The sequence below is a fragment of the Acinetobacter brisouii genome (genome assembly GCF_008993995.1).
GTDB lineage: Bacteria > Pseudomonadota > Gammaproteobacteria > Pseudomonadales > Moraxellaceae > Acinetobacter > Acinetobacter brisouii_A.
The window spans coordinates 1-24,299 of sequence record NZ_BKNN01000015.1 but is presented as its reverse complement, the minus strand read 5'-3'; the positions used below and the strand labels follow the sequence as shown (position 1 = coordinate 24,299).

Genomic DNA, 24,299 nt, shown 5'->3' with positions numbered 1-24,299 from the left:
AAAGAAAAATGTCTGAAGTGAAATTTACAGATTTGGTAGATGCTGTGCCTGTAGATAAAAAAACAGCGTTACGTGTGACTGTGCTAGGTGGTGGTAGTTTTGGGACAGCCATGGCAAATTTAGCTGCGCGTAATGGCTGCGATACCATGCTGTGGATTCGAGATGCTGATACAGCCGCACAAATGAATCAAACACATGTCAATAAACGCTATTTACCTGATTTTGAACTTGAACATAGTTTGCAAGTGACAGCCGATCTAGAGCATGCAGTTCGTGAGCGAGATTTAATTTTAGTCACGATTCCAAGTCATTCATTTCGCAGTATTATCCAAAAAATTAAACCCTTTATTACTGCACAAGCCATTATTTCATTGACCAAAGGGATTGAAGCAAAAACCTTTAGTTTTATGAGTGAAATTATTCGTGAAGAATTGCCAGAAGTGCCTTATGGGGTATTGTCAGGACCAAACTTAGCCAAAGAAATTATGGCGGGTATGCCCGCGGGTACTGTTATTGCGAGCCATTCAGAACAGGTTCGTTATGCAGTCCAGCAAGCTTTGCATAGTGCATTGTTTCGTGTTTTTGCCAGTGATGATGTGCATGGTGTAGAGCTAGGTGGTGCATTGAAAAATATTTATGCAGTTGCAATGGGAATGGCGGCTGCGCATGGTGTAGGGGAAAATACCCGTAGTATGATTTTGACTCGTGCATTGGCGGAGATGAGTCGTTTTGCGGTAAAATTAGGAGCAAATCCTTTAACTTTCTTAGGGTTGTCTGGTGTTGGTGACTTATTTGCAACCTGTAATAGCCCACTGAGTCGGAACTATCAGGTTGGGTTTGCACTTGGAAAGGGAAAAACCTTGCAGCAAGCAACAGAAGAATTAGGACAAACAGCAGAAGGGATCAATACCATTGTACAAGTGCGTACTCGTGCCAAAGAATTGGACGTTTATATGCCGATTACCAATGCGTTATATGATGTGATCTTTGAACAAGCACCACCACTTTCGATTGCATTGTCATTGATGAAAAATGGGCATCGTAGTGACGTGGAATTTGTTTTGCCACACCAGCAGGTGTAAGAAAATCTTCATTTTATTGAGGTATAAAGCCTCAAGATTGCACTTTCAGGAAATTTTATGCAATTAACTTTAGTTCGTCATGGTGAGGCTGCACCTCCAGTCCATGGGAATGATACCAAACGCCCGCTGACCGAACGTGGACATTTACAAGCTGAACAAACCGCGGAATTTCTGCGACATAAGGTTCAGCCAGACCTTTTTGTGGTTAGCCCATTATTGCGGGCACAAGAAACACTGGCACATATTCAGTACTATTTCTCAAATGTGCCTGTCATGTTATGCGATCACATTAAACCTGATGATGATCCTGATTTAGCTGTGGACTGGTTATCAAAACTGCCGTATGAGTCGATTGTGGTGGTCTGTCATATGAATGTTGTGGCTTTTATTGCGGAGCGTTTAACACAACTTGCCTTTCATCCTTTTGCACTTGCTGAAGCTCGAATTTATGAACAAGCTGTGATTGCTGAAGGTTTATCAACACAAACTGCAAGCTTTATTCCATTGGCTTAAGATAAATTTGTCATTGAATTGTTTATAATAAATGAGCAATTCAATGATTTCTCAAGAATTAGTGATGAAAATCACAACACCCCTGTTACGAATATGATAAATAAAGCGTTGTGAAGCATGGCGTTTTTGAGGATGCATGCCTATAATAAGCCCGTTTTAAAACTACCCACTTGATGATTTTATGATGTATTCACTGGCTCGCCCTTTGTTGTTTTCGTTAGCACCAGAGCGTGCGCATGAACTTACATTATCATGGCTGAAAACTGCGCATAAAATGGGGTTGGTGCAAGCAAAGTTTGTTGCTAAACCTGTCACCTGTATGGGAATCGAATTTCCAAACCCTGTTGGCTTAGCTGCGGGTCTAGATAAAAATGGTGACTACATTGATGCCTTGGCGGCACTAGGTTTCGGTTTTATCGAAATTGGAACAATTACTCCACGCCCTCAATCAGGTAATCCGCAACCTCGTTTATTCCGTTTGCCGAAAGCTCAAGCCATTATTAACCGTATGGGTTTTAATAATGATGGCGTAGACAAACTCGTGGAAAATGTCAAAGCAGCCAAATACAAAGGTGTTTTAGGCATCAATATTGGCAAAAATGCTGATACGCCTGTTGAAAAAGCAGCAGATGATTACTTGATCTGTTTAGAAAAAGTTTACAATTATGCGTCGTATGTGACGGTGAATATCTCATCACCCAATACAAAAAATCTCCGTAGCCTGCAAAGTGGCGAAGCATTGACCCATTTGCTTGAAACTTTAAAAAATCGTCAAGCTGAGCTTGCTGAACAGTACGGTCACTACGTGCCTTTGGTACTGAAAGTTGCACCTGATTTAAGTACAGATGATATTGCTTTTATTGCCAAGCAATTATTGGCCTTTAAAGTTGACGGACTGATTGTGACCAACACGACATTGTCACGTGAAGGGGTGGAAAATCTACCTTTTGGTGATGAAGCAGGTGGTTTGTCGGGTGCGCCAGTGTTTGAAAAAAGTACAGCCTGTTTAAAAACTTTTGCTGCTGTGTTAAAAAATCAGATTCCACTGATTGGTGTTGGTGGGATTTTGGCAGGTGAGCATGCACATGCCAAACAACAAGCAGGTGCAAGTTTGGTTCAGATCTACAGTGGTTTGATTTATACAGGTCCAGACTTGGTGCAAGATAGTATTCATGCTATGACATAAATTTATGAATACCTTAGACATTATTGTTTTAGTCATCTTGGCATTTAGCTGTATCAATGGATTACGACAAGGACTATTCAGTGCTTTGGCGAATTTATTGGGCTGGATCTTGGCCTTGTTTATTGCGAGTCGTTGTTCTGCGACGCTTGCACCATTAATGTCTGGGGTCAGTCATAGTGTCATGGTACAAAAAGTGGCTGCCTTCGCCTGCGTAGCATTGGTGGTCATTGTGCTGACATGGCTGGTGACAGGGGTGCTCAATAGCATGGTCAAGACTTTAAAACTTGATCCTTTGAACCGCCTAGCGGGCGGGGCTTTTGGTACACTGAAAAGCTTATTTATCGTTCTCATTATTATGCAGAGTTTGGCACCTTGGTTACATCGTGCCGACTCATGGAAGCATTCCTTATTTGTTCAGGCACTTTTGCCTTATGCACCGCTTGCAACCGATCTATCGAAAGATCTTGCCAGTGATACAATTAAACATATGAATCATCATCAGAGTCAGACTGAAGTTCAAGCTTCAGATAACGCATCTGAGCGCGAGTCTTCTCTAGGGAATCGCTCAGAACATTCGACTAAAAACCCTTTTAATTAATCCAAGCTTGTCTGCGAGGTTACTATGTGTGGAGTTGTTGGGATTGCTGGTCATTCGCCAGTTAACCAATTGTTATTTGATGCTTTGACGATGTTGCAGCATCGTGGACAAGATGCGGCAGGTATTGTCACTTGTCACAATGGGCGTTTATTCTTGCGTAAAGACAATGGCTTGGTACGTGATGTATTCCACACTCGCCACATGCGTGCTTTGCAAGGGAACTACGGGATTGGTCACGTTCGTTATCCAACAGCAGGTTCATCAAGCAGTGCAGAAGCGCAGCCATTTTATGTAAACTCACCTTACGGGATTACATTGGCGCACAATGGTAACTTGACCAACGCAGATGACATTCGTCAAGACCTGTTTGAAACTGACTTGCGTCACATGAACACGGATTCAGACTCTGAAGTTCTATTGAACGTCTTTGCACATGAGTTGCAAAAACTCAGAACCTTGCATCCGACCCCAGAAGATATCTTTTATGCAGTTCATCGTGTACATCAGCGTTGCCGCGGTGCTTACGGTGTTGTTGCCATGATTACTGGTCAAGGCTTGGTGGGTTTCCGTGATCCAAATGGTATTCGTCCATTGATTTACGGTTCACGTATCAACGATGCAGGCAAAACTGAATATATCATTGCCTCTGAATCGGTTGCGATTACCGCACTCGGCTTTAAAGTTGAGCGTGATATTGCACCAGGTGAAGCAATTTATATCAATGCTGAAGGCGAATTGTTTACTAAACAATGTGCAACAGATCCAAAATACTTCCCATGTATTTTTGAATATGTCTATTTTGCACGTCCAGATGCAACGATTGATGGGATTTCAGTGTATAAAGCCCGCTTAAAAATGGGTGAAAAACTGGCGCATCGTATCTTAAAAGATTGGGGTACAGATCACGGTATTGATGTGGTTATTCCAATTCCAGATACTAGCCGTACATCTGCACTTGAGCTTGCAAATATTTTGGGGATTAAGTTCCGTGAAGGGTTTATGAAAAACCGTTACGTGGGACGTACCTTTATTATGCCAGGTCAGCAACAACGTAAAAAATCAGTACGTCAAAAGCTGAATCCTGTTGAGCTTGAGTTTAAAGGCAAAAACGTTTTGTTAGTGGATGACTCGATTGTACGTGGCACAACCTGTAACGAAATCATTCAAATGGCACGTGACTCTGGTGCGAAGAAAGTTTACTTTGCTTCAGCAGCGCCGATGGTGAAATATCCAAACGTGTATGGTATTGATATGCCTGCAAAAACTGAGCTGATTGCTTCTGATCGTACCGTTGAAGAAATTCGTGAAATCATTGGTGCAGATCGTCTGGTTTTCCAAGACTTGGAAGATTTAAAAGAAGCCATTCGTATTCCAAAAGTGCCTGAAGTGAGTGAATTTGACTGTTCAGTATTTGATGGTGTTTATGTCACTGGCGATATTGATGAAGCCTATTTGGATAACTTGCAGCGTAGTCGTAGTGACAATGCCAAAAAGAAAAAAGATGGTTACATTGATGTGAATATCGATGCAGCATCGGTTGATTTGACGGGTATTCGAGAAGAATAATCCTGTTACTCAGCGCAGTGAAAAAGCGGGATTTCCCCGCTTTTTTATTTTATGATTGAAAGCGCAGGTATGCATTGAGGCTGTTATTGAGTCATGGAAACACTTTCTTCATCTTCAGGACATCAGAAAAGTTTGTTTTGGTCAACGACCATTTGTTCATTGGCAATTGTGCTGACTTTGGTGGTGCTTAACCTATCCTTTGGTCTAGTGATGCACTATATCGATCCAACTCAATCCGTGTTTTGGTATCAGTATAGCCCAATTGTGCTTTTGGTGATCTTGGCGATCATGCTTGGTTCGGTGCTTTATGAGGTCTATGTTTTTCGTGAAGGTGGACATTCATTAGCAAAACAATTACGAGCGCGATTTCTCAATCCTGTAGAGAGTACCCCTGAAGAAAAAGTCGCCATTAAAATTACACAGCAGTTTGCCAAGCAATATGGGGTCGATGTTCCTGCGGTATATGTGCTTCCTGATGAGGTTGGAGTTAATGCATTAACGGCAGGAGTTCATCCTGAAGATACTGTGATCGTGATTACATGGGGGGCTTTGCAAAACCTAGATGAAGTTGAACTTTATGGTTTATTTGGAAATGCCTTTAATCAGATTTTAACAGGGGAAACCTATCAGAATACCCGTTTAAAAATCTTGTTTAGTAGTTTAACCACATTTAGCCAGTTAGGCAGTAAAGTGGCACGGCATGGTTTCAAGCCTTATCACAGTAAGCGTCAAAATAAGTTCGAGACCATTTTGGTGGCTGTGGGCGGTGTGATTTGGCTGATGGGAAGTCTTGGCTTGCTGATCTCGCGTTTTATTAAATTTATTACCTTAACAGGACGTACCTTCAAAAATGATGTGAGGACGACACAGTTGGTTGCTAATGATGCCAATATTCAAACCTTGCTACGGATTTATGTGCATCATGCAGGCTCTCAGATTCATAGTGCCTACTCAGAATCGATTGCGCATATGTGTTTTGCAAATTCTTTAAGTCGCCAGAGTTGGTTGAATATCCATCCCGATATTGAGCGTCGAATTTATAAACTCAATCCAAACTTGCTTGAAGATCTTCGTCTTGAAAACCTGAGAAAAATCAAAACTCAACCACTCTTTAGTTTATTTCGTCCTTTTGGTGATGAAACCCATGAGGTTGCTTTTACATGGTCTGCGCCACAGCCTTTACCTTTGCTGCGCTTATCCCCGATTAGCTTTACCATTAAAGATGCGATTAAGCCACTTAATCCAAAAATACGGGTTAAAATGGCACGCCCTGAACAAATTGATCGTGCTTTGCAAACAGCAACAGGCTCACGCGAGGTACTTGTTGCGATTTTAATGATTCGTCAATACCGTGAGTTTGTGCCCAAAAATGCCGAGGTCAGTCGAGCGATTGTTGATGCTTTGCTCAGTATTGATGGTCGGCAACATGTTCAGATTTTCTATTTGGCATGTCAGAACATTCAGCGTATGCCACTGAGCGCATCACGGCAGTTTTTAACCAAACTGGCGCTGATTGCACAGGCAGATGGTGAAATTGGCTTACTCGATGGTCTATTGATAGAGCGGGTGAAATATCAACTGAATTTATTACCCACACACATGCCGACAGCATTTGAAGATGTATTGCCTGAGATCATTCGTTTAATGGATGCGTTATTGCATGTTCAACAGCTCAATACCAGTAATCAATTGGAGATTCGAGAAAATCTAATCCGAAAATTGATACGACCTGAAGACTGGCAGCATTACCAAGATTTATCTGATGAACCGATTGATTTAGGTGAGATTTTGCAAGATATTTCAGGCTTGCTACTGCGAGATCGTTTGCGGATTTTGAGTATTGCAGAAGAGTGTTTGTGGAATGATCGAGTCATTACCCAAGATGAACTGGATGTCTTGCAATTGCTGTACTGGCGTCTTGGTTTTGAAACAGATGAGATCGTTGATCAGGTGATGAAGAAAAACAGCATTATGATCGTGTAGCAAATCGGCAAATATAGTTCGGTTTCCTGAGAAAATCGCCTACACTATTCCAACTTTTGAAAGATGATGAGAACATGATTCAGCAGCAGCGCCAACAACTTGCCATGATGGGAATTGATGTCTGGATTCCTCGGCAGATGGCTGCGCGTACGTTGCCAAGTTCTGCAACGTGCTGGCGAGATCAAGATATTAGCAGGGATCAAACGCCTTCAATTTCTGTGCAACCTGTCACAGCAAAGATTGAGATCAAAGATCCAAAAGTCATTCAACCCATCAAGCAAGAAATTCAGCAGCCTGTTCAGAAACAGGTACTTTCTCAAGCAACTTCAGTTGTTGTGACGGCGCAAACTCAGCCAGTTCAAGCTTTTCAGCTACAGGCATTGATTGCCGAGAAATTTGTGCTGTTCACAGACCAATTGAATTTAAACACGGAAACTTTAACGCTTTGGCGAAATATTCAGGCTGCATTATCTTTGCAGGATGCTGGATTGCAATGGCCGTTTCCTTTAGCCAACTTGCAAGATACAGCAGGTTTGGGCGATTATGTACAAGGGTTTCTTGATGTGGTTGCTGCTGAAAAAACAATTTTTTGTTTTGGGAGCTTGCCAGCAGGTTTGACACTTGAACATCAACAGCTTGCAAGTTTAGCTGATATGCTACAACAGCCATTGTTAAAACAACAATTATGGAAACTGATTCAACCTTTAAGACTCTAGGATCACTTCATGCCAAAAAAAGTACTGGTTTTTAGTCAAATCGCTCCAGAAATTTTGAAACGACTTCAGCAAGATTATGATGTTGTGCAGATTAACCCGAAGCAGGGCGATATAAATGAACAAATCAGGCAGCATGTGGTTGATGCAGATGGCATGATTGGTGCGGGTCGTTTGCTCAATGAAAGTAATTTAGCCCCTGCACAGCGCTTAAAAGTGATTTCGAGCGTAAGCGTGGGATATGATAATTACGATATAAATTATTTAAATCAAAAGAAAATTTGGCTTGCCCATACCCCACATGTTTTAACAGAAACCACCGCAGATTTAGCATTTACCTTACTCATGAGTGCAGCGCGTCGCGTGCCTGAGCTAGATCAGTGGACTAAGCAGGGACAATGGCAACGTACTGTAGGGACTGCACAATTTGGTCAGGATATTTTTGGGAAAACTTTAGGAATTATTGGACTCGGGCATATTGGTGCAGCTATTGCACGCCGTGGTTTTTATGGTTTTAACATGAATATTTTGTACCATAATCGCCGTGAGAAAATTGAAGCAGCCCAACCTTTAAATGCCGAATATTGTGGTTTAAATGAATTATTACAACGCTCTGATTTTGTGGTCATTGCAGTAGATTTAAATGCCGAATCTAAAGCACTGATCGGGCAAGCAGAGTTGAACCAAATGCAGCCGCATGCTGTTTTGGTGAACATTTCCCGTGGCTCCGTGATTGATGAAACAGCATTGATTGAAACATTGAAAACACAAAAGATTTTTGCAGCAGGGTTAGATGTTTACCATAAAGAGCCGCTACAAGCGTCTGAGTTATTTCATCTGAAAAATGTCGTTACCTTACCACATTTGGGTTCTGCAACTGAGGCAACACGTCTAAAAATGGCTGAGCTTGCTTATCAAAATCTGGTGGATGCATTGCAGCAGCATCAACCTCGTTATGCTGTGAATCCTAATTTTTCCTAATCCTGCGTAGGTGCATTTGATATGCGGATGGGGGCATCTTTTTTTTATTCATTGATCTGTTGCATGGGCTTAATGACAGCGAGTCATGCAGCAGATGATGACTTTTCACAGCAGCATTATCGTCCTGAAGCCCTTGATGTTCCTAATATTGGTGGGGTAAGTGTCGGGGTGATTGATCAGCAAAATGAAAAGATTTTAGGTGAAAAGGTTTATCGTGAGATTCATGCCCATCTGAATGTTATTCAAGATCCGTGGTTGGAAGATCAGCTTAATCGTATTTTTCACAATATTGTCAGCCAAACCAATTTGGGTGCGCCTATTGGTTTATTCATTCTTAAAGATAAACAAGTCAATGCCTTTGCTGTGCCAGGTGGTGTTTTTGCGATAAATACAGGCTTGATTGAATTGGCAAAAAACCGTGATGAAGTGGCAAGTGTGATGGCGCACGAAGTGGCGCATGTGACTCAGCGACATTACAGCCGTTCACAAGAAGCCTTTAAAGGACAAGGTTTGTTGGCACTTGCGGGGATTTTGGTTGGGGCTGCCATTGCAACCCAGTCTGATGCTGGAGCAGGTTCGGCGGTTATGCTTGGTACACAGGCAGCCTTGGTAAGTCAACAACTCAGTTATAGTCGTGATCAGGAACGAGAGGCGGATCGTATCGGGATGCAATATCTAGTTGCAGCGGGTTACAATCCCAATGCAATGGCTGATTTTTTTGAGAGAATGCAACGTTCATCGGTTCAACTGAGTTTTATGCCTGAATTTTGGATGACACATCCACTGACAACAGCACGTATGAGTGAAGCACGCCTTAGAGCAAGGCAATATCCAAATGTTAAATCCAATATCAGTGATCCAGATTATGAGTTGGTGAAATTATATGCAGCAGTGTTATCTAACGATGTCACCGAGCAGCAACTCAAAGCCTTGCAAACGCAGCATAATCAAGCTGCAATTTTGGCACTGACCGCATTTTATGTGCAACAAGGCGATGCTATGCAGGCACAAACAGCACTGAATACTGCTCAACTGAAAACTGAGCAAAATATATTGGCAACATTATTGCAGACAGATATTTTTCTTTTAAAGCATCAGTTTGAACAGGCATATCAGACGATTTTGGCACAGCAGCAAATCATGCCAGAAAATCGGGCTTTAACCTATAAATTGGCTGAAGTTTTGATTCGTAAAAATCAGCCTGCACCTGTTTTTAATTTGGTCAATAAAATATTGCGTGATAATCCTAGAGATGTGCTCGGGTGGGATTTGATGCAGCGTGCCGCAGTGCTTGATGAAGCATCTCCTGTGCAAGCAATACAGGTACTCCGTTATCGTGCCGAAGCTGAGTTTTGGTCGGGTCATGAAGAAGAGGGAATTAAATCCTTATTACATGCACAGCGTTTAGCAAAAGATAATGTATCATTATCTGCAACGATTGCTCAGCGTTTAAAATATATGCAGGCAGAGCGCCTATTTACTTTATAAAAGTGACATAAATTTAGAGAAATATATGAAAAAATTGGTTGGTATTATTATTTTGGGATGGGTAAGTTGCTCAAGCTTTGCTGCAATGACTGATGATTTGAAAGTCAATAATCAACAAGAATTAGAGCAAAAACTTGATCAATCAACACAAAAACATGATCAAGAAATGCAGGATTTTTTGAAATCAATTGATCCTAAAGCAACTCAATTTACCCAAAAAACAGTCGCAACGTTTTTGCCAGATTACTCAAGGTTTAATTAATGATATGTATGCGGTATTAGACCGAAATCGTGATGTATTGGCAGCAGAAGATCGAAGTTTAACCAAGGCTGAATTTATTCAACAGGCAGTTTATGCAGCACCTGATTATCAAAGTCTGCAAAAAATGGGAGTGAACTGCAAGTTAAACTAACGCTTTGGCATAATGTGGGCGTTGATATTATTATGCCAAATTTAAAATCATAACCGATAAATAAAAAATTAGAGTGAAGAACTGATGAAGAAAATGATTGTAACTTTACTTTTGGGATGTTTAATGAGTCTATCTTGCTTTGCGGCGAGTTCATTGAAAGTACACAATGTGGCGGAAATGGATCAGAAAATGGAGCTATATAAGCGCCAATATATACAAAGCCGTGATGAGCTACTTAAAACAATCGATCCTTCTGCAAAACAGATCACGCCTCAACAAAGCCAAAGAGCTTGCCATATTACACAGATTTATTTTAATAATCTTTATAATCTGATGGATCAAAATCGTGATTTATTAAAACCTGACAAGCGTACATTTACACGTGAGCAGTTAAAAGCCATGATTTCGACAAGAGCAGGTTTGAGTCTGAAACAGTTAAATTGTAATTTGATATAAAAAATTTTCTGATTGCACAGTATATCGATGATGCTGTGCAATAAACTTTGGAGAGGGTGTGTTTTTGACTTGGAGTTTTGCAGTATTAAGCGAGTTTTGCTTTTACTTTTGCAGATGCAAGTGCAGGATCGGCACGCCCGGCTATGAGCGGACGTAGAGAGTTCATCACCTTACCCATATCTTTCATGCTAGTAGCTTCTTGCGCAGTAATGGTCTGTGCAATGATGGAATCAAGCTCTTCCTCAGTCATAGCTTCTGGTAGAAACTGGGATAACACCTCAATTTCGGCTTGTTCCTTACTAGCTAAATCTTCTCGGCCAGCACTTTCAAAGGCTTTAACCGATTCTTTACGTTGTTTGACTTGCTTTTCAATGACCGCAAGAACCTGAGTATCGTCAAGCTCTATGCGCTCATCGACTTCGATTTGCTTGATTGCTGCCTGTAGACTACGAATCACCGTCAACTTGTCCATTTCTTTAGCACGCATTGCGGCTTTCAAAACATCAGTGATTTGGTTTTTTAAAGTAGTCATTTATTTTGTCCAGGTGAGTCAATCAATCACAAATTAATCTTAGTAAAGGCGAGTAGTACGTACTGATTCGCGAGTCAATTTCTTTTGATAGCGTTTAACAGCAGCAGCTTTTTTACGTTTACGTTCTTGAGTTGGTTTTTCGTAAAATTCACGTTTACGAACGTCAGCTAAAACACCCGCTTTTTCGCATGAACGCTTGAAACGACGGATAGCTACGTCTACTGGTTCGCCTTCTTTCAATTTAACTTGTGGCATGAATAATCCTCATTAAGTTATGGGTAACAGCCGTGCACTGTGCATGGCTGACAAGTGAAGGTCAGTATTTTACTCATTTACATCTCATATCACAAGTCTATAATAGCGATGGCTGTAATTTGGATAGTGAAAAATAGGCATTTAAATGATTGTTTTAGGCTTAGAAACATCTTGTGACGAAACAGGACTGGCGCTTTACGACAGTGAACAGGGTCTTTTAGGTCAAGTATTGTACAGTCAAATTAAGCTACATGCCGAATATGGTGGTGTTGTACCTGAGCTGGCATCGCGTGACCATGTGCGTAAACTGATTCCTTTATTAAATGAACTGTTACAGCAAAGTGGCGTTCAGAAAAACCAAATCGATGCGATTGCCTATACCCGCGGGCCTGGTTTAATGGGTGCGTTAATGACAGGAGCATTGTTTGGTCGCACTTTGGCATTTGCTTTAAATAAGCCTGCGATTGGTGTGCACCATATGGAAGGGCACATGCTTGCGCCACTGCTTTCTAAAACACCGCCTGAATTTCCATTTGTCGCCTTGCTTGTGTCTGGTGGACATACTCAGTTAATGGCAGCTTATGGCATTGGTCAGTATGAGTTACTCGGTGAGTCGATTGACGATGCTGCGGGTGAGGCATTTGATAAAGTCGCCAAAATGATGGGTTTACCTTATCCAGGTGGGCCGAATATTGCCAAGTTGGCGTTGAGTGGTAATCCTGAAGCCTTTGAATTTCCACGTCCAATGTTGCATCAAGGTCTGGATTTTTCATTTAGTGGTTTAAAAACTGCGGTTTCAGTGCAAATGAAAAAACTGGGTGAGGAAAATCGTGATGCCGATATTGCTGCATCTTTCCAAGAAGCGATTGTCGATACTTTGGTGAAAAAATCAGTGAAAGCTTTAAAGCAAACTGGTTTAAAACGTTTGGTGATTGCGGGTGGTGTCAGTGCCAATCTGCGTTTGCGTGAGAGCTTGGAGCAGAAACTCGCAAAAATTAAGGCACAAGTGTATTACGCTGAACCAGCACTGTGTACAGATAACGGTGCGATGATTGCATTTGCAGGTTATCAGCGTTTAAAAGCAGGCGCGTGTGATGGATTGTCTGTGACCACAACTCCACGTTGGCCAATGACTGAATTGACTGCACCTGAAGCATAATTGTTAAAAGATCAAAATAAAAAAGCCTGTTTTCACAGGCTTTTTTATTGGCGAAAAGAACTTTAAAAGTCTTCTTGTTCAGCTTGCTGACACCATTCTTGTAAAGCAGGATGTTGCAAAATTTGCTGCATCCATTGTTGTACGCTATCAGAAAATTTAAGACTGTAACTGCGGGCACGTAACGCGACTGGTGCAAAGAAAGCATCGACAGCCGTAAATTTTTCACCTGTTAACTAAGCTCCGCCAAATTGAGTTAGACCTTGTTGAAGTAGTTCATCCAGTCGTTGAATATCGTGAGCGAGCGCAGGCGTGTGTTCAATTTCAATGCCAGTCAGTGAGCAGTTCATAGGACAACGTGAGCGAAGCTCCATAAAGCCTGAGTGCATTTCTGCCATCGCACAACGCGCCCATGCACGTGCAGTTTTATCTTGAGGGAGTAAAACAGGATATTGTTCAGCAACATATTCAATAATCGCCAGTGAATCCCAAACCACTTACTCACCATCAATTAAGCAAGGTACTTTACCTGAAGGTGAGAATGCTTTGAATTTGAGGTAACTGCTGCTCCCCAAATTCAATGTACTGAGTTGTTCTTCAAAAGGAATCTCTAGAGCACGTAGGCTGAGCCATGCCCGCAATGACCATGATGAATAATTTTTATTGCCGATCCATAAGGTGTACATGAATGAATATCCTGTTTTTTTTCAGGGTTATTGGAAAACGTCTTCTAAGAGTTCATACATGGCTTGAAAGCCACGTTTTGATGATTTTTCGTTATATTCTTGGATGCCTGGATTGTTTGCTGTTTTTTCAGTAAAAGAATGGCAGGTATTACCATAACTGATTAACTGCCAGTCGAGTTCAGTTTTTTTCATTTCTTCGCTAAAATCTTGTAATTGCTGGCGAGGAACCAGTGGATCACACGCACCATCTAGCACTAAAACCGAGCCTTTAAACTGCTGCATGTTATATAAACCCGATTGATCGAGTGAGCCGTGGAATGAAACGGCTGCTTTAATGTCTGCTCCACTACGCGCATATTCCAAGACATTGTGTCCACCTAAGCAGAGTCCAAATGCTGCAATGTGGTTCGGATCAATTTTGCAAAACTCTTGTTCTAAGAATGCTTGATGTGCTGCACGGAGTAAACCCACTTCGTGTTCGGTATTTTTAATTTTAGAAACCCATTCACCTGCTTGGGCAGCATCTTTCGGGCGGCGACCTTGACCATATAAATCCAGTACAAAGACACAGTAACCTTGAGCTGCTACTTCGTTTGCCATTTCAATGTCACCATCTTTAATGCCCATCCAGTTGGGTGCCATTAATAGCCCAGAAAGTGGTTGAATATAAGGTGATGGATAAATCAGATAACCTTCTAATTGTTGATTTTGGTATTGATATTGAATAGCTTGAGTATGTATGCTCACTGTCTTAGATCCTGTAGTATATTTCGACTGGATTGTTGCATAGTAATTTTAATTTAACTTTAAAATTGCGTGATTTTGATCATAATTTCACAAAAAACAATATTCTTCTTGTCCGTGATATTGTTAGAGTTTACGCAATAATTTTAATACTTTAGATAATAATGCCATCAATTTATCAATTAAAACCAGCTTTTCAACGATGTTTACGACCAAGTGTTCGGTTTTTATATGCACATGGTGTCACAGCCAATCAAGTCACACTCGTAGCTATGTTGTTGTCTGTACTGCTTGCCTGTGGAGTTTATTTTTATAACTTGAATACAGTCCATGCGTGGAGTTTTGTATTCATTCCCGTATGGATGCTGCTACGGATGGCATTTAACGCAATTGATGGTATGTTGGCACGTGAGTTTAAACAACAATCTAAGCTTGGTGCATATCTTAATGAATTGTGTGATGTGGTTGCAGATAGTGCCTTATATGTCTGTTTTATCGTAGTCACACAAATTCAGACTGAACTTTTACTTTTTGTTACTTTTCTGGCGATATTGAGTGAATATGCAGGCGTCATGGCGCCATTGGTTGGAGTCGACCGCCGATACGATGGACCAATGGGGAAAAGTGACCGAGCATTTGCCTTTAGTATTTTGGCACTCGTGGTGGCTTGCCAAGCTTGGTTGACCGAAAAAATCGTGCAATTTTCTTGTAATAGTATTTTAATCATTATCTTATTTTGTTTATTTATCACGATTTTTAATCGAATTAAAAAAGCACTGTAGTGCACACTTTGGGGTAACAACGATGTATAACAATACGCAGCAATATTTTAACAGCCATGATGGTGCTTCTCTGTTTTATCAGGCTTGGCGCAATCACAAGCAACCTGTAAAACAGGCGATTATTTTGCTGCATCGAGGGCATGAGCATTCGGGACGAATGTCACATTTGGTCAATGAGCTGGATTTACCTGATTATGATTTTTTTGCTCTAGATGCAAGAGGACATGGAAAATCGCCAGGTCAACGTGGTGATGCACCGAGTTTTTCAGCATGTGTGCAAGACTTACAGTATTTTGTACAGCATATTCAAAAGAAATATGAGATTTCCAGCGAAAATATCGCTGTGATTGGGCAGAGTGTTGGTGCAGTGATTGCTGCGACTTGGGTACATGATTATGCGCCGAAACTGCGGGCACTTTGTCTAGCATCACCTGCATTTGAGATCAAGTTATATGTGCCTTTTGCCAAATCGGGTTTGAATTTACTGAGTCAGGTACGCGGTAACTTTTTCATTCAAAGTTATGTCAAAGCCAAAATGTTGACCCACGATGAAGAACGCGCCAAAAGCTATGAGCGTGATCCTCTGATTGCTAAAGCCATTTCTGTGCGTATGTTACTTGGCTTATCTACTGCTGCGGAACGCATCGTTGATGATGCCAAAAATATTTATGTGCCGACGCAAGTGCTTTGCTCAGGTTCAGATTTTGTGGTGGAACAACCACCACAGCGTCAATTTTATACCCGCTTGGCACATCCACAAAAAGAGTTTCATGTTTTGGAAGGTTTTTTTCATGACACTTTAGGCGAAAAAAACCGTGAACTGGCAATTGCCAAAATTCGTCGTTTTATTCAGCAGTGCTTTGCATAGCCTTATCAAGCGCCACAACTTTTAAATGCCGATAAAATCGGGGCAAGCTGTGCGCAGGCGGAACGACTTTCAACTGATTTGCCGAAACATTCAGTCAAAGACTGGTTCTGGAAACTCACCAAGGGCAACCTGAAACTGGGAAGTCGCTGGTCTGAAGCCTTAAAAATCGGCGAAGATACAGGTTATGACTCGGGTAGTACCCTCGATTTTGTCTATCGCAATCAGACAGAAAGTCAGCACTTACTGGGTAAAGTGATTGATCATCAATATTTAAATGCGATTGGCTGGAAAGGGATCCGTGTGCGTAAACAGCATATTGAGCAGTTACTTGCCAAATATGCCAAGCGTTTACAAGATGATCAGCAATCCGTGAAAATTCTGGATATTGCGGCAGGTCATGGGCGTTATATTTTAGATGCGATTGCTCAGCTGAAGACACCACCAAGCTCAGCCTTACTGCGTGATTATAGTGATTTGAATGTCGCGGCAGGGGAGTTATTGATTGAGCAGCGAGGTTTAGAAAAAATCGCCAAGTTTGAATTGGGCGATGCCTTTAACCGAGATGAACTGGCTGCGATTGAGCCAAAAGCCAATTTGGCTGTGGTTTCAGGTTTATATGAACTGTTTGCCGATAATGATGCGCTGCGCCAATCGCTACAAGGCCTAAACTTGGCGATGGAACAAGGCGGTTATCTGATTTACACAGGGCAAATCTGGCATCCACAACAAGAATTTATTGCACGTGCGCTCACCTCACATCGTGAAGGGCAAGCATGGGTGATGCGTCTGCGTAGCCAAGCGGAAATGGATGCCTTGGTTGAACAGGCAGGTTTTAGTAAAGTCGATCAATGTATTGATGAATTCGGTATTTTTACCGTGTCTGTTGCGAAAAAGCTTTAAGGTGCGAGATTTACTCACTGAAAAACAGGCAGGCACATGGCGTTATGGCGTGCTGTATTTGTGCCTGCTCGCGCCGTTTTTCTTTTTAAGCTATGGTTTTGCCAATCATTATGCGGAAAGTCTGTCCCATGTGCCCAGTATTGTCTTTGCATGGGAACGGCATATTCCACTTTTACCGTGGACAATAGTGCCGTACTGGTCAATCGATTTGTTTTACGGTTTGTCCTTGCTGCTGTGCTGGAATCGTTTTGAACTGAATCGACATGCTTTACGTTTGCTGACCGCGCAATTGATCAGTATCGGCTGCTTTTTGGCATTTCCACTGATGTTTAGTCAGCAACGACCTGAACTGCATGGCTTCTTTGGCTGGTGCTTTGATGTGTTGATGGGCTTTGATCGTCCTTATAATCAGGCACCTTCATTGCATATTGTTTTACTACTGATTCTTTGGGATTTTTATCGTAGACATGTCGCCACAGCATGGCGTTGGTTGGTGCATCTGTGGTCAGGGTTAATCGGCATATCGGTATTGACCACGTGGCAACATCATTTTATTGATCTGCCCACAGGTCTACTGGTGGGAGCATTGTGTCTGTGGCTGTTTCCCTTGCAGGTCAAATCTCCATTTGCAAGTGAGCCGTTGCAGCAGCATCAAAGCAAACACATCAAAATGGCGATTCTTTATGCCATTCCAGCCATCATTTTATTGGTTTTGGCCTGTTGGCTTAGATCGTGGGCACTTTGGTTAATTTACCCTGCATTGAGTTTTGCCTTACTCAGTTTGGCTTATGCCTTAGTGCGTGTACATTGGTTGCAGAAGACTCCACAAGGTAATTTAACGCCTGCGGCATGGATATTATTTTTACCTTATCTGTTTTGTGCATGGATCAATAGCCGAATTTGGACACAAAAACACCCTGAAAATTCATTGGTACTTCATCTTTCGCAGCATGGCATCATGCTAGAGTTGGGGCGCATTCCGAGCCAACCACAACCAAACACACAAGCATGGATGGACTGTTGTGCCGAGTTGCCTGTTGCTGCACATATGGTTTATGCACAGTATGTCAGTTTGGATTTGACTGTATTGGAAGTGCAGCAACTACAGCAAGCGGTTAAGGTGTTTGAGCAACTTTACCAAGAAAGCCAATACCATCATATTCGGCATATTGTGGTGTTCTGTGCTTTGGGCTACTCGCGCAGCAGTACAGTTTTGGCGGCATGGATTTTGCAGAAAGGTTGGGCAGAGCAGACCGATCAAGCGATTGCCATGATTCAGCAGGCACGACCGTGGATTGTCCTGAAACAACAACAAATTTTAGAACTTAAAAAATTTAATCATGAGTTAAAATAATATGTTACAGCAAATTCAAATCATGGCGCAGTTGTTGCGTTCATGTCGGCATCTTATTTTTGCCAGTTATACCATTTTTGCCTTGAGTTTATTCATCGCACTTTTTGTGGGGTTGCGTGCATGGAGTCTGATTTTTTATATGGTGGGGATTTCATCTTTATTACTGGTACAAATTTATCTGCACAGTCGTGTTCAATTTGATGCGGCATTGTTGCATCAGCTGACCCAATCTTCAGAGGTGGAGTTATCATGGCAAACTGAGCAGATGGATCAAGCACTTGCGGCACTCGGTTTAGCTGATCAGAAAAAATTAGGACGCCCATGGTCACAGCGTTTACGGGGATGTTTGATGCTGGTACGTTGGCAGGTTGCCTTTTTGATTTTGCAATTTTTCGGTTGGTTTTGGTTGATTCAACAGACCTATTTTTAGCAAAAATGAATATTTCTAAAATACAACAATATATTAATAACAAGTTGATCTAAAAATGAAAATGACCCGTGATATTGTCAATGCACCACAATTAAAAAACAGTATTGTACAACGTAGCCAACAGCGCCAAGATGCTCCAGAAATTACTCAATGGCTAGAGAAAAAATTCTTTGAGCATTTAATTCAGCAATTTCAGCCTGTAGCACGCATTAATTCCTTACAAGCATGGCAAATGTGTCAGCTACCGCAACCTGTCCCACAGTGGTTTAGGCTTAAACTGGATGATCAACATGCTGAAATGTTATATATCGATCCGTACCATCAGCAGATTACTCAGTTAGAAAAACCATTATTAGAATTTTTTAATGCACATTTGCATACGCCACTTGCCCGAAAATTTATGAAAATGACCTATGAGCAAGTCATGCAAGCGTGGCAAAAAGACCATGAGCGCATGAAAAAACGCTTGGAAAAAGGGCAATGGGCAAGCAACTTATAAGCCATTCAACCGATACTTTCGGTTGAAACTGGACAGTTTGTTGAAAATCGTAGCGCGAGGACAGTTATTGCGGCAGGAGCTAGCGTATGAGTCATGGCATATGCAGCACTGTCTAGGGCAGTTTGAAGATCTTGAAGTTTTAACAGGCGGGTATGCTGAATATTACGCGACTGAAAAAGAAGAGGGGATGTTGCGCCTGTTGAGCTTGCGTGATGCCCATAACAAGCCTCATGTAACTTTGAGTCTAGAACGAGATATGACAGGCACAGGCTGGCGAATTGAGCAAATTAAAGGCAAACAAAATGCGGTTCCAATTGCCAAATATGCCGATGACGTGCTGAGTTTACTCAATTTTCTTGCGCCGAGTTCCGAATCTAATCCTGACTGTTTAAATATGGGGATTGTGTACCGACCTGAGCTTGAGCAAGATCAACAGCTACAGCAAGAAACAGGCGATTTATATTTTTATTTTCATGAACTCAAGCATGAACAGGCCGTAGAGAGTATTGTTTTTGAGCATCCTTGGTTGTTACAACGTTTTCCTGTAGAAACTGCATGTTTAAACTGGATTTTACTGGCAGGTCGCGCAACACAAGACACTGAACTACCGCAGCAGCCAACAGAGCATAGCATCGTGCAGGCAGTGCGCCAGTATCAGAAACAGGTCAGAGCTTCAGATTTAAACAGCTTGCAGCAATTTCCTTATTTTAATTTGCCATTTCAGTTTAAAGCGACGCAAGCTCCATCTTTTGCTAGACGCATGTTGATGCTGTATCTGATGCTTTGGGTTTTATTTTGGGCGATGTTAAGCCGTATTCCAATCATTAAAGGCTGTTTTTATGGAATAACCAAATATTGTTATCGCTTGGTGGTATCCCTTCGGAATTCAGGTTATGAAGCACAGCGTTGGGCACTGGCAACGGGCGATGTAATTTATTATCGTCAGGGCATATTGCAGGAAGTCACTTCTGAAAAATTGCAGTCTGAGGTATTTGAACAGAATAAAACACAATATTTAAGTCATTTAAACCGAATGCTGGAAATCAAATCGAATAGTCCGATTCATCAGGAACGACAGCTTTTAAAATTTCTTAAAGATTACTTTGTGACGGATCAGTTGGATCAGATCTATCAATTGAGTTATGCCAAAGCCCATCAGCATTTACGTGACATGATTGTATTTGACCATATTCAAAAGATTTTCTTAATGCGCTTATTGGTTCAGTTTTATCAGTTTTCAGAACAGGTAGCGTGGTCATATATTTTTGCATCTGCTCAAATTATTCAGGATTGTTGTTCGAACTGGGAATCTCTTGGGGATGCTTATGTCAAGGGGCGCGAGTTAATTTTACTGATTTTAACGTCGCATGATGAAAATATTGACCGTTCAGCAACCGTTGATGTATCACGTTATTTGCAACATCATCAGAATAACTGGGATTATTTGGCATGGGATCTGTCTTTCTTGCAAGAATTACAACTTGAACAGGCAGCCTAATAATGATCCATGCAGAATATGTCCATGAATTTTTGCGTAAACAGCGCCAGTTCCCACAAGATCTATTAGCTCAGCATCAGTTTGATGAATTAGAGCAATATTTTACGGATCTGTGGCAACGCCGTGAGCAGATTCCAGCCTTTGCATGGGAAGAGTTGTGTTTAATCACGCCTGAGCAGATGTTCCGTCATCAGTTTTTACACAATCCTGAACATGCATTGCAATGTCTAGATGCTTGGCAACGGGCTTATCCTGAAAGTTTTTACCCCCACTGGATCAGTTGTTTTTACTGGTTTATGTGGGGTGAGCAATATCGGGGCAATGCATGGGCAGTTGATGTTGATGACAGCCATTGGCGTTGTGCTCGGGAAACTCAAAAACAGCTATTTGCCCATGCTATGCAGGCCTTCCAGCGCTCGGAACAGGCAAGTGTCGTTTGTGTATATTTGCTGCAAAGCGTGATTAAACTCAATATGCCAAGTTGGTGGCGTGAGTGGTATATCAAGCAACGCTCTTTTCATTTACAGCATAAAATTCGTAGTGAAGATCTGAGCTTGGCACAGCGTAGCAGTTTACATCCGCATTTGAAAATTGATTTACCTGAGCAGATTCCTTGTTATTTGCAAAATAAGCAGCAATGGGACGAGGTGGAAGCGCCTTTATTCTGGCTAAAAATTTATGCACAGCCACGCCAATATGCTTTGGGATTGTGTCGCATTTATTGTCAGTTTTTACTGCCACAATGGGGGCATGACCTAACTGAGATTATAGAATTCTGCGATTCGGATTATTGTCAGGATTTCTCAGAACTTGCAAAAAATACTTTGGCTTTTGTGGCATGGTTTGCCGAGATCGAGCAGTATTATACGGCTGAGCAGCAAACGGATATTCGCCGTAGTTTACATAAAGCTCAAGCTTTATATTAGCGTCCGCTCCGAGAGCAGGATCGTGCACGTGTTGGACTATATTTGATTCATCTATATGGTTTGCTTGAAGATGGTGAAGATTATCAGCCACACATTTTGGCATGTTATCAGCATGCAGCAGCATTTCCTGTCTTTGAAGCTGAGCATATTAATCAAGCCATCAGCTATTGGTATCTGCATGCCAGATCTCCAGATTTTTTAGGGAAAATTGCTTACCATTCCCGACAGTATCAGGCGACTGCGGCTGTGCTGTATGGTTTTTTATGTCAGCATGGTTGGTCAGGGGTTGAGAAAAATCCGTTGGTTGCCTACTCATGGTATGAATATGCAATTCCATTAGAACCTCCACGAGCTTATCCTGAAGGGGCACATTGTGCATATTATCAAGTCACAGAAGTATTTAGTGAGCATCAGGATTATGCCATCATTTTAGATTTGCTTGTCGCAGCCAGTCATTTAGGCTATGTCTATCCGTCTTTTTTAGCAGGCTATATTTATGCTCAACAAGACAGTGAATATTTTGATCCAGATAAAGAGCTTCTGTATGCCAAACGTGCCGTAGCGCAGCGACATCCTTCAGCATTGTTTAATATGGGGGTGTATTTTCTAAATAAAGCACTAGAGCCTGAAGAACAGCAACCTAAATGGTATTTGCAAAAACATATTGAATATTTGGAACAGTGCCGTGGTATTTGTGCAGCGCTTGAAAAAAACGCTATGGCAGTTATCAGTTTTTAGTCGATGATATTGGGCGTATTTATACAGAGCGATTATTTCAATACAGCTATTATCCTGATATTGCCTCTGTTGTGATTGAGTATTTATTGGTGATTGCCAATCAGCGTCAAGTTGCGGCAATGCTTGGATCAGGTTAATCGTCCACAATATTTTGACTATGTGCAAGCCGTGCGTTGGTGTGAAGCGGCATATTTACAACAGCCTGATAACCAAGAAACAATTACGCTGTTACATCAGTTAAATGGTCAAGCTGAATATTTAACCCAGCCTTATTTACAAGCGCTTGGTGGGTTAGGTTTTGCTAATACCCCAGGACGGCAAGAGCTACTACTTTAATCTTTACTGAGGGAAAGTTGCAAAAGCACATTTGCTTATGCCATCAGACCTTTTATGATATGCCTCCTAAGATTGGGAATAGAAACAGGGTTATGCCATTTACCATTGCAGCATTGGTGAGTTTTGAAGAAGACATTAAGAAAAGCCGTTTTCAGGCATTTGCCACACCTGTTGAATCCGAACAGGATGTGAAGGATTTTTTGGCTTTGTATAAAGATACTACCACCACCCACCAGTGTTGGGCATGGAAAATTGGGCATCATGTCCGTTTTAATGATGATGGTGAGCCATCTGGCACAGCAGGACGACCGATTTTAGCGACCATTGAGGGTAATGAACTGACCAATGTTTTGGTGTTGGTTAATCGCTGGTATGGCGGAATTAAACTTGGGACAGGCGGTTTGGTTCGTGCTTATGGCGGCGCAGCAGGTCAATGTTTACTCTTGGCTGAGAAGATCGAACTGATTGAAAAAAAACAGGTGAAATTTTCCTGTTCATTTAGTGAATGGGCAATCTTTCAATATGAGCTACAACAACAAGAGATTGAGTTTCAAGAAGACTATACCGCTGAAGGTGTTGCAATTTTAGCAAAGTTACAGGTTCATCAAATTGAAGGGCTTGCCAAAAAAATTCAGGATGTAACCCGTGGACGTGAACAGTTACGTATTTTAGAGGAGCAACAGCAAGATGCAGGCTGATGATCCATTACTCAAATATCGTGAACAGCATAAACAGCGCCTCAACTATATGCCGTGGTTGTACTGGCGTTTAAAGCCGAAACATCGTGAATGGGCGGAGCAGTGGCAGCGTGAATATCAGGCTTACCTGATGGATATGGAAACTGTTGAAATTGGTCAGAACTGTTTTATTTCCCCACAAGCGCATATTTTTGCCGAACTAGGACGAAAAATCACGATTGGGGACAATACCTTTATTGCTGCGGATTGTACCTTGCACGGCCCCTTAACCATTGGCAATGAAGTGGCGATTAATCACCATTGTATTTTAGATGGTGGACGTGCGGGCATTACTTTGGGTGATCAGGCACGTTTGGCTGCGTATTGTCATTTGTATGCATTTGATCATGGCATGGACTTGGCTGAACCGATTTATCAGCAAGCGGTACGTTCGCAAGGTATTCAGGTTGGGCGAGATGTTTGGCTTGGGGCACATGTGGGGGTCAAAGATGGCGTCAACATTGCAGATCAAGCTATTGTCGGTATGAATAGCATGGTGACCAAATCGGTAGCGGAACGACAGATTGTCGCGGGTAATCCTGCCAAATTGATCCGTTACCGTGAATAGCCTTGTTGTCAAAATCTGATCTTATTTTGAGATCAGATTTTGGAATTCGAATTGCTTTTGTTTTTTGCGAATTGCCAGCACAAAGACCTGAAAGACTGCTCCACACATCCATGCGGTCAGCGTAATACGGCTTTGTTGCACAAAGCTATTCTTAAGGGCTTCTTCAGCGATATAATTTTCAAATGAAGAAGCCTACACACAAAATCTACCGCACAACCAATTGGCCCGCATATAACCGAGCTCTCATTAATCGTGGGAATATTGCCATTTGGTTCGATCCAAAGACCCAGTGGTATGCACAATCACAAGGC

Annotated in this window: 28 protein-coding genes and 2 pseudogenes; 25 read left to right on the top strand and 5 right to left on the bottom strand. The window is 41.8% G+C overall.

The genetic code is table 11. The annotated features are described in order from the left end of the window. The first annotated feature begins 8 nt into the window (after positions 1-8). From GBN19_RS05930 to GBN19_RS05880, 12 genes are all read left to right on the top strand, one after another. Complete coding sequence (locus GBN19_RS05930; protein WP_151777502.1) at positions 9-1,082, top strand: NAD(P)H-dependent glycerol-3-phosphate dehydrogenase; 1,074 nt, start codon at positions 9-11, stop codon at positions 1,080-1,082. A 57-nt stretch (positions 1,083-1,139) separates the two neighbouring features. Next, positions 1,140-1,595 carry a SixA phosphatase family protein gene (locus GBN19_RS05925; RefSeq protein WP_151777501.1) on the top strand — a complete coding sequence of 152 codons (456 nt, stop codon included), beginning with the start codon at positions 1,140-1,142 and terminating at the stop codon, positions 1,593-1,595. 181 nt (positions 1,596-1,776) lie between these two features. Next, a complete protein-coding gene (locus GBN19_RS05920) occupies positions 1,777-2,781 on the top strand; it encodes a quinone-dependent dihydroorotate dehydrogenase (protein ID WP_151710735.1) in 1,005 nt (334 codons plus the stop codon). Between the two features lie 4 nt (positions 2,782-2,785). Next, entirely contained in the window at positions 2,786-3,379 is a 594-nt protein-coding gene (locus tag GBN19_RS05915) for a CvpA family protein (protein WP_151777500.1), read from the top strand. A gap of 24 nt (positions 3,380-3,403) precedes the next feature. Further along, a complete protein-coding gene (purF, locus tag GBN19_RS05910; protein ID WP_151777499.1) occupies positions 3,404-4,945 on the top strand; it encodes an amidophosphoribosyltransferase in 1,542 nt (513 codons plus the stop codon). A 93-nt stretch (positions 4,946-5,038) separates the two neighbouring features. Further along, positions 5,039-6,928, top strand: a complete 1,890-nt coding sequence (locus GBN19_RS05905) for a peptidase M48 (protein WP_151777498.1) — start codon at positions 5,039-5,041, stop codon at positions 6,926-6,928. A gap of 74 nt (positions 6,929-7,002) precedes the next feature. Continuing rightward, on the top strand, positions 7,003-7,644 hold the full coding sequence (locus GBN19_RS05900) for a hypothetical protein (RefSeq protein WP_151710739.1): 642 nt from the start codon (positions 7,003-7,005) through the stop codon (positions 7,642-7,644). 9 nt (positions 7,645-7,653) lie between these two features. After that, the gene (locus GBN19_RS05895; RefSeq protein WP_151777497.1) at positions 7,654-8,622 is read left to right on the top strand and encodes a 2-hydroxyacid dehydrogenase; all 969 of its coding nucleotides are present in this window, start codon (positions 7,654-7,656) and stop codon (positions 8,620-8,622) included. Positions 8,623-8,694: 72 nt separating this feature from the next. Further along, complete coding sequence (locus GBN19_RS05890) at positions 8,695-10,110, top strand: M48 family metalloprotease (RefSeq protein WP_228271223.1); 1,416 nt, start codon at positions 8,695-8,697, stop codon at positions 10,108-10,110. A 25-nt stretch (positions 10,111-10,135) separates the two neighbouring features. Beyond that, complete coding sequence (locus GBN19_RS16095) at positions 10,136-10,372, top strand: hypothetical protein (protein WP_228271222.1); 237 nt, start codon at positions 10,136-10,138, stop codon at positions 10,370-10,372. A 4-nt stretch (positions 10,373-10,376) separates the two neighbouring features. Continuing rightward, positions 10,377-10,523: a hypothetical protein gene (locus GBN19_RS16090; protein ID WP_228271221.1), complete on the top strand. Its 147-nt coding sequence runs from the start codon at positions 10,377-10,379 to the stop codon at positions 10,521-10,523. 84 nt (positions 10,524-10,607) lie between these two features. Further along, positions 10,608-10,979, top strand: a complete 372-nt coding sequence (locus tag GBN19_RS05880) for a hypothetical protein (protein ID WP_151777495.1) — start codon at positions 10,608-10,610, stop codon at positions 10,977-10,979. A gap of 85 nt (positions 10,980-11,064) precedes the next feature. Here GBN19_RS05880 and GBN19_RS05875 read toward each other — a convergent pair whose 3' ends face one another. Further along, entirely contained in the window at positions 11,065-11,511 is a 447-nt protein-coding gene (locus GBN19_RS05875) for a GatB/YqeY domain-containing protein (protein ID WP_151710744.1), read from the bottom strand. Positions 11,512-11,550: 39 nt separating this feature from the next. Beyond that, a complete protein-coding gene (rpsU, locus tag GBN19_RS05870) occupies positions 11,551-11,766 on the bottom strand; it encodes a 30S ribosomal protein S21 (RefSeq protein ID WP_004652785.1) in 216 nt (71 codons plus the stop codon). Between the two features lie 145 nt (positions 11,767-11,911). Between rpsU and tsaD the strand changes: the two genes are divergently transcribed. Beyond that, positions 11,912-12,925, top strand: a complete 1,014-nt coding sequence (gene tsaD, locus GBN19_RS05865) for a tRNA (adenosine(37)-N6)-threonylcarbamoyltransferase complex transferase subunit TsaD (protein WP_151710745.1) — start codon at positions 11,912-11,914, stop codon at positions 12,923-12,925. 233 nt (positions 12,926-13,158) lie between these two features. Here the strand turns inward: tsaD and GBN19_RS16085 are convergent, their stop codons facing one another. Genes GBN19_RS16085 through GBN19_RS05855 form a run of 3 tightly spaced genes read right to left on the bottom strand, consistent with a single transcriptional unit; the run spans position 13,159 to position 14,355 of the window. Then, on the bottom strand, positions 13,159-13,419 hold the full coding sequence (locus GBN19_RS16085) for a hypothetical protein (protein ID WP_228271220.1): 261 nt from the start codon (positions 13,417-13,419) through the stop codon (positions 13,159-13,161). After that, the gene (locus GBN19_RS16080) at positions 13,420-13,608 is read right to left on the bottom strand and encodes a glutathione S-transferase N-terminal domain-containing protein (RefSeq protein ID WP_228271219.1); all 189 of its coding nucleotides are present in this window, start codon (positions 13,606-13,608) and stop codon (positions 13,420-13,422) included. Between the two features lie 27 nt (positions 13,609-13,635). Next, entirely contained in the window at positions 13,636-14,355 is a 720-nt protein-coding gene (locus tag GBN19_RS05855) for a dienelactone hydrolase family protein (protein ID WP_171494440.1), read from the bottom strand. Positions 14,356-14,516: 161 nt separating this feature from the next. On the opposite strand from GBN19_RS05855, the gene GBN19_RS05850 reads away from it, so the two are divergent. From GBN19_RS05850 to GBN19_RS05795, 12 genes and pseudogenes are all read left to right on the top strand, one after another. Then, positions 14,517-15,134, top strand: a complete 618-nt coding sequence (locus GBN19_RS05850) for a CDP-alcohol phosphatidyltransferase family protein (RefSeq protein WP_151777493.1) — start codon at positions 14,517-14,519, stop codon at positions 15,132-15,134. Positions 15,135-15,156: 22 nt separating this feature from the next. Beyond that, positions 15,157-16,902: pseudogene (locus GBN19_RS05845) on the top strand (bifunctional alpha/beta hydrolase/class I SAM-dependent methyltransferase). A 1-nt stretch (position 16,903) separates the two neighbouring features. After that, positions 16,904-18,256, top strand: coding sequence for a phosphatase PAP2/dual specificity phosphatase family protein (locus GBN19_RS05840; RefSeq protein ID WP_171494439.1), 1,353 nt, complete (start codon positions 16,904-16,906; stop codon positions 18,254-18,256). 1 nt (position 18,257) lies between these two features. Beyond that, positions 18,258-18,686: a hypothetical protein gene (locus GBN19_RS05835; RefSeq protein ID WP_151777491.1), complete on the top strand. Its 429-nt coding sequence runs from the start codon at positions 18,258-18,260 to the stop codon at positions 18,684-18,686. A gap of 55 nt (positions 18,687-18,741) precedes the next feature. Continuing rightward, positions 18,742-19,185 (top strand): hypothetical protein, encoded by a 444-nt coding sequence (locus tag GBN19_RS05830; RefSeq protein ID WP_151777490.1) that lies wholly within the window; start codon positions 18,742-18,744, stop codon positions 19,183-19,185. Positions 19,186-19,225: 40 nt separating this feature from the next. Next, a complete protein-coding gene (locus GBN19_RS05825; RefSeq protein WP_151777489.1) occupies positions 19,226-20,683 on the top strand; it encodes a DUF1266 domain-containing protein in 1,458 nt (485 codons plus the stop codon). A gap of 2 nt (positions 20,684-20,685) precedes the next feature. Continuing rightward, the gene (locus GBN19_RS05820; protein WP_151777488.1) at positions 20,686-21,609 is read left to right on the top strand and encodes a DUF4034 domain-containing protein; all 924 of its coding nucleotides are present in this window, start codon (positions 20,686-20,688) and stop codon (positions 21,607-21,609) included. Between the two features lie 42 nt (positions 21,610-21,651). After that, positions 21,652-22,347 (top strand): sel1 repeat family protein, encoded by a 696-nt coding sequence (locus GBN19_RS05815; RefSeq protein WP_151777487.1) that lies wholly within the window; start codon positions 21,652-21,654, stop codon positions 22,345-22,347. Between the two features lie 123 nt (positions 22,348-22,470). Further along, positions 22,471-22,683: a hypothetical protein gene (locus GBN19_RS05810; RefSeq protein WP_151777486.1), complete on the top strand. Its 213-nt coding sequence runs from the start codon at positions 22,471-22,473 to the stop codon at positions 22,681-22,683. 92 nt (positions 22,684-22,775) lie between these two features. After that, on the top strand, positions 22,776-23,381 hold the full coding sequence (locus GBN19_RS05805; RefSeq protein WP_151777485.1) for an IMPACT family protein: 606 nt from the start codon (positions 22,776-22,778) through the stop codon (positions 23,379-23,381). Further along, on the top strand, positions 23,371-23,988 hold the full coding sequence (locus tag GBN19_RS05800; protein WP_151777484.1) for a DapH/DapD/GlmU-related protein: 618 nt from the start codon (positions 23,371-23,373) through the stop codon (positions 23,986-23,988). The genes GBN19_RS05805 and GBN19_RS05800 overlap by 11 nt, the downstream gene beginning before the upstream one ends. Positions 23,989-24,170: 182 nt before the next feature. Continuing rightward, a pseudogene (locus GBN19_RS05795) lies at positions 24,171-24,299 on the top strand (IS5/IS1182 family transposase); the annotation flags it as partial.

Coding starts and splice junctions, on each gene's coding strand:
- GBN19_RS05930 (WP_151777502.1), top strand. CDS start 9: ATGTCTGAAGTGAAATTTACAGATTTGGTAGATGCTGTGCCTGTAGAT.
- GBN19_RS05925 (WP_151777501.1), top strand. CDS start 1,140: ATGCAATTAACTTTAGTTCGTCATGGTGAGGCTGCACCTCCAGTCCAT.
- GBN19_RS05920 (WP_151710735.1), top strand. CDS start 1,777: ATGATGTATTCACTGGCTCGCCCTTTGTTGTTTTCGTTAGCACCAGAG.
- GBN19_RS05915 (WP_151777500.1), top strand. CDS start 2,786: ATGAATACCTTAGACATTATTGTTTTAGTCATCTTGGCATTTAGCTGT.
- purF (WP_151777499.1), top strand. CDS start 3,404: ATGTGTGGAGTTGTTGGGATTGCTGGTCATTCGCCAGTTAACCAATTG.
- GBN19_RS05905 (WP_151777498.1), top strand. CDS start 5,039: ATGGAAACACTTTCTTCATCTTCAGGACATCAGAAAAGTTTGTTTTGG.
- GBN19_RS05900 (WP_151710739.1), top strand. CDS start 7,003: ATGATTCAGCAGCAGCGCCAACAACTTGCCATGATGGGAATTGATGTC.
- GBN19_RS05895 (WP_151777497.1), top strand. CDS start 7,654: ATGCCAAAAAAAGTACTGGTTTTTAGTCAAATCGCTCCAGAAATTTTG.
- GBN19_RS05890 (WP_228271223.1), top strand. CDS start 8,695: ATGACAGCGAGTCATGCAGCAGATGATGACTTTTCACAGCAGCATTAT.
- GBN19_RS16095 (WP_228271222.1), top strand. CDS start 10,136: ATGAAAAAATTGGTTGGTATTATTATTTTGGGATGGGTAAGTTGCTCA.
- GBN19_RS16090 (WP_228271221.1), top strand. CDS start 10,377: ATGTATGCGGTATTAGACCGAAATCGTGATGTATTGGCAGCAGAAGAT.
- GBN19_RS05880 (WP_151777495.1), top strand. CDS start 10,608: ATGAAGAAAATGATTGTAACTTTACTTTTGGGATGTTTAATGAGTCTA.
- GBN19_RS05875 (WP_151710744.1), bottom strand. CDS start 11,511: ATGACTACTTTAAAAAACCAAATCACTGATGTTTTGAAAGCCGCAATG.
- rpsU (WP_004652785.1), bottom strand. CDS start 11,766: ATGCCACAAGTTAAATTGAAAGAAGGCGAACCAGTAGACGTAGCTATC.
- tsaD (WP_151710745.1), top strand. CDS start 11,912: ATGATTGTTTTAGGCTTAGAAACATCTTGTGACGAAACAGGACTGGCG.
- GBN19_RS16080 (WP_228271219.1), bottom strand. CDS start 13,608: ATGTACACCTTATGGATCGGCAATAAAAATTATTCATCATGGTCATTG.
- GBN19_RS05850 (WP_151777493.1), top strand. CDS start 14,517: ATGCCATCAATTTATCAATTAAAACCAGCTTTTCAACGATGTTTACGA.
- GBN19_RS05835 (WP_151777491.1), top strand. CDS start 18,258: ATGTTACAGCAAATTCAAATCATGGCGCAGTTGTTGCGTTCATGTCGG.
- GBN19_RS05830 (WP_151777490.1), top strand. CDS start 18,742: ATGAAAATGACCCGTGATATTGTCAATGCACCACAATTAAAAAACAGT.
- GBN19_RS05820 (WP_151777488.1), top strand. CDS start 20,686: ATGATCCATGCAGAATATGTCCATGAATTTTTGCGTAAACAGCGCCAG.
- GBN19_RS05805 (WP_151777485.1), top strand. CDS start 22,776: ATGCCATTTACCATTGCAGCATTGGTGAGTTTTGAAGAAGACATTAAG.
- GBN19_RS05800 (WP_151777484.1), top strand. CDS start 23,371: ATGCAGGCTGATGATCCATTACTCAAATATCGTGAACAGCATAAACAG.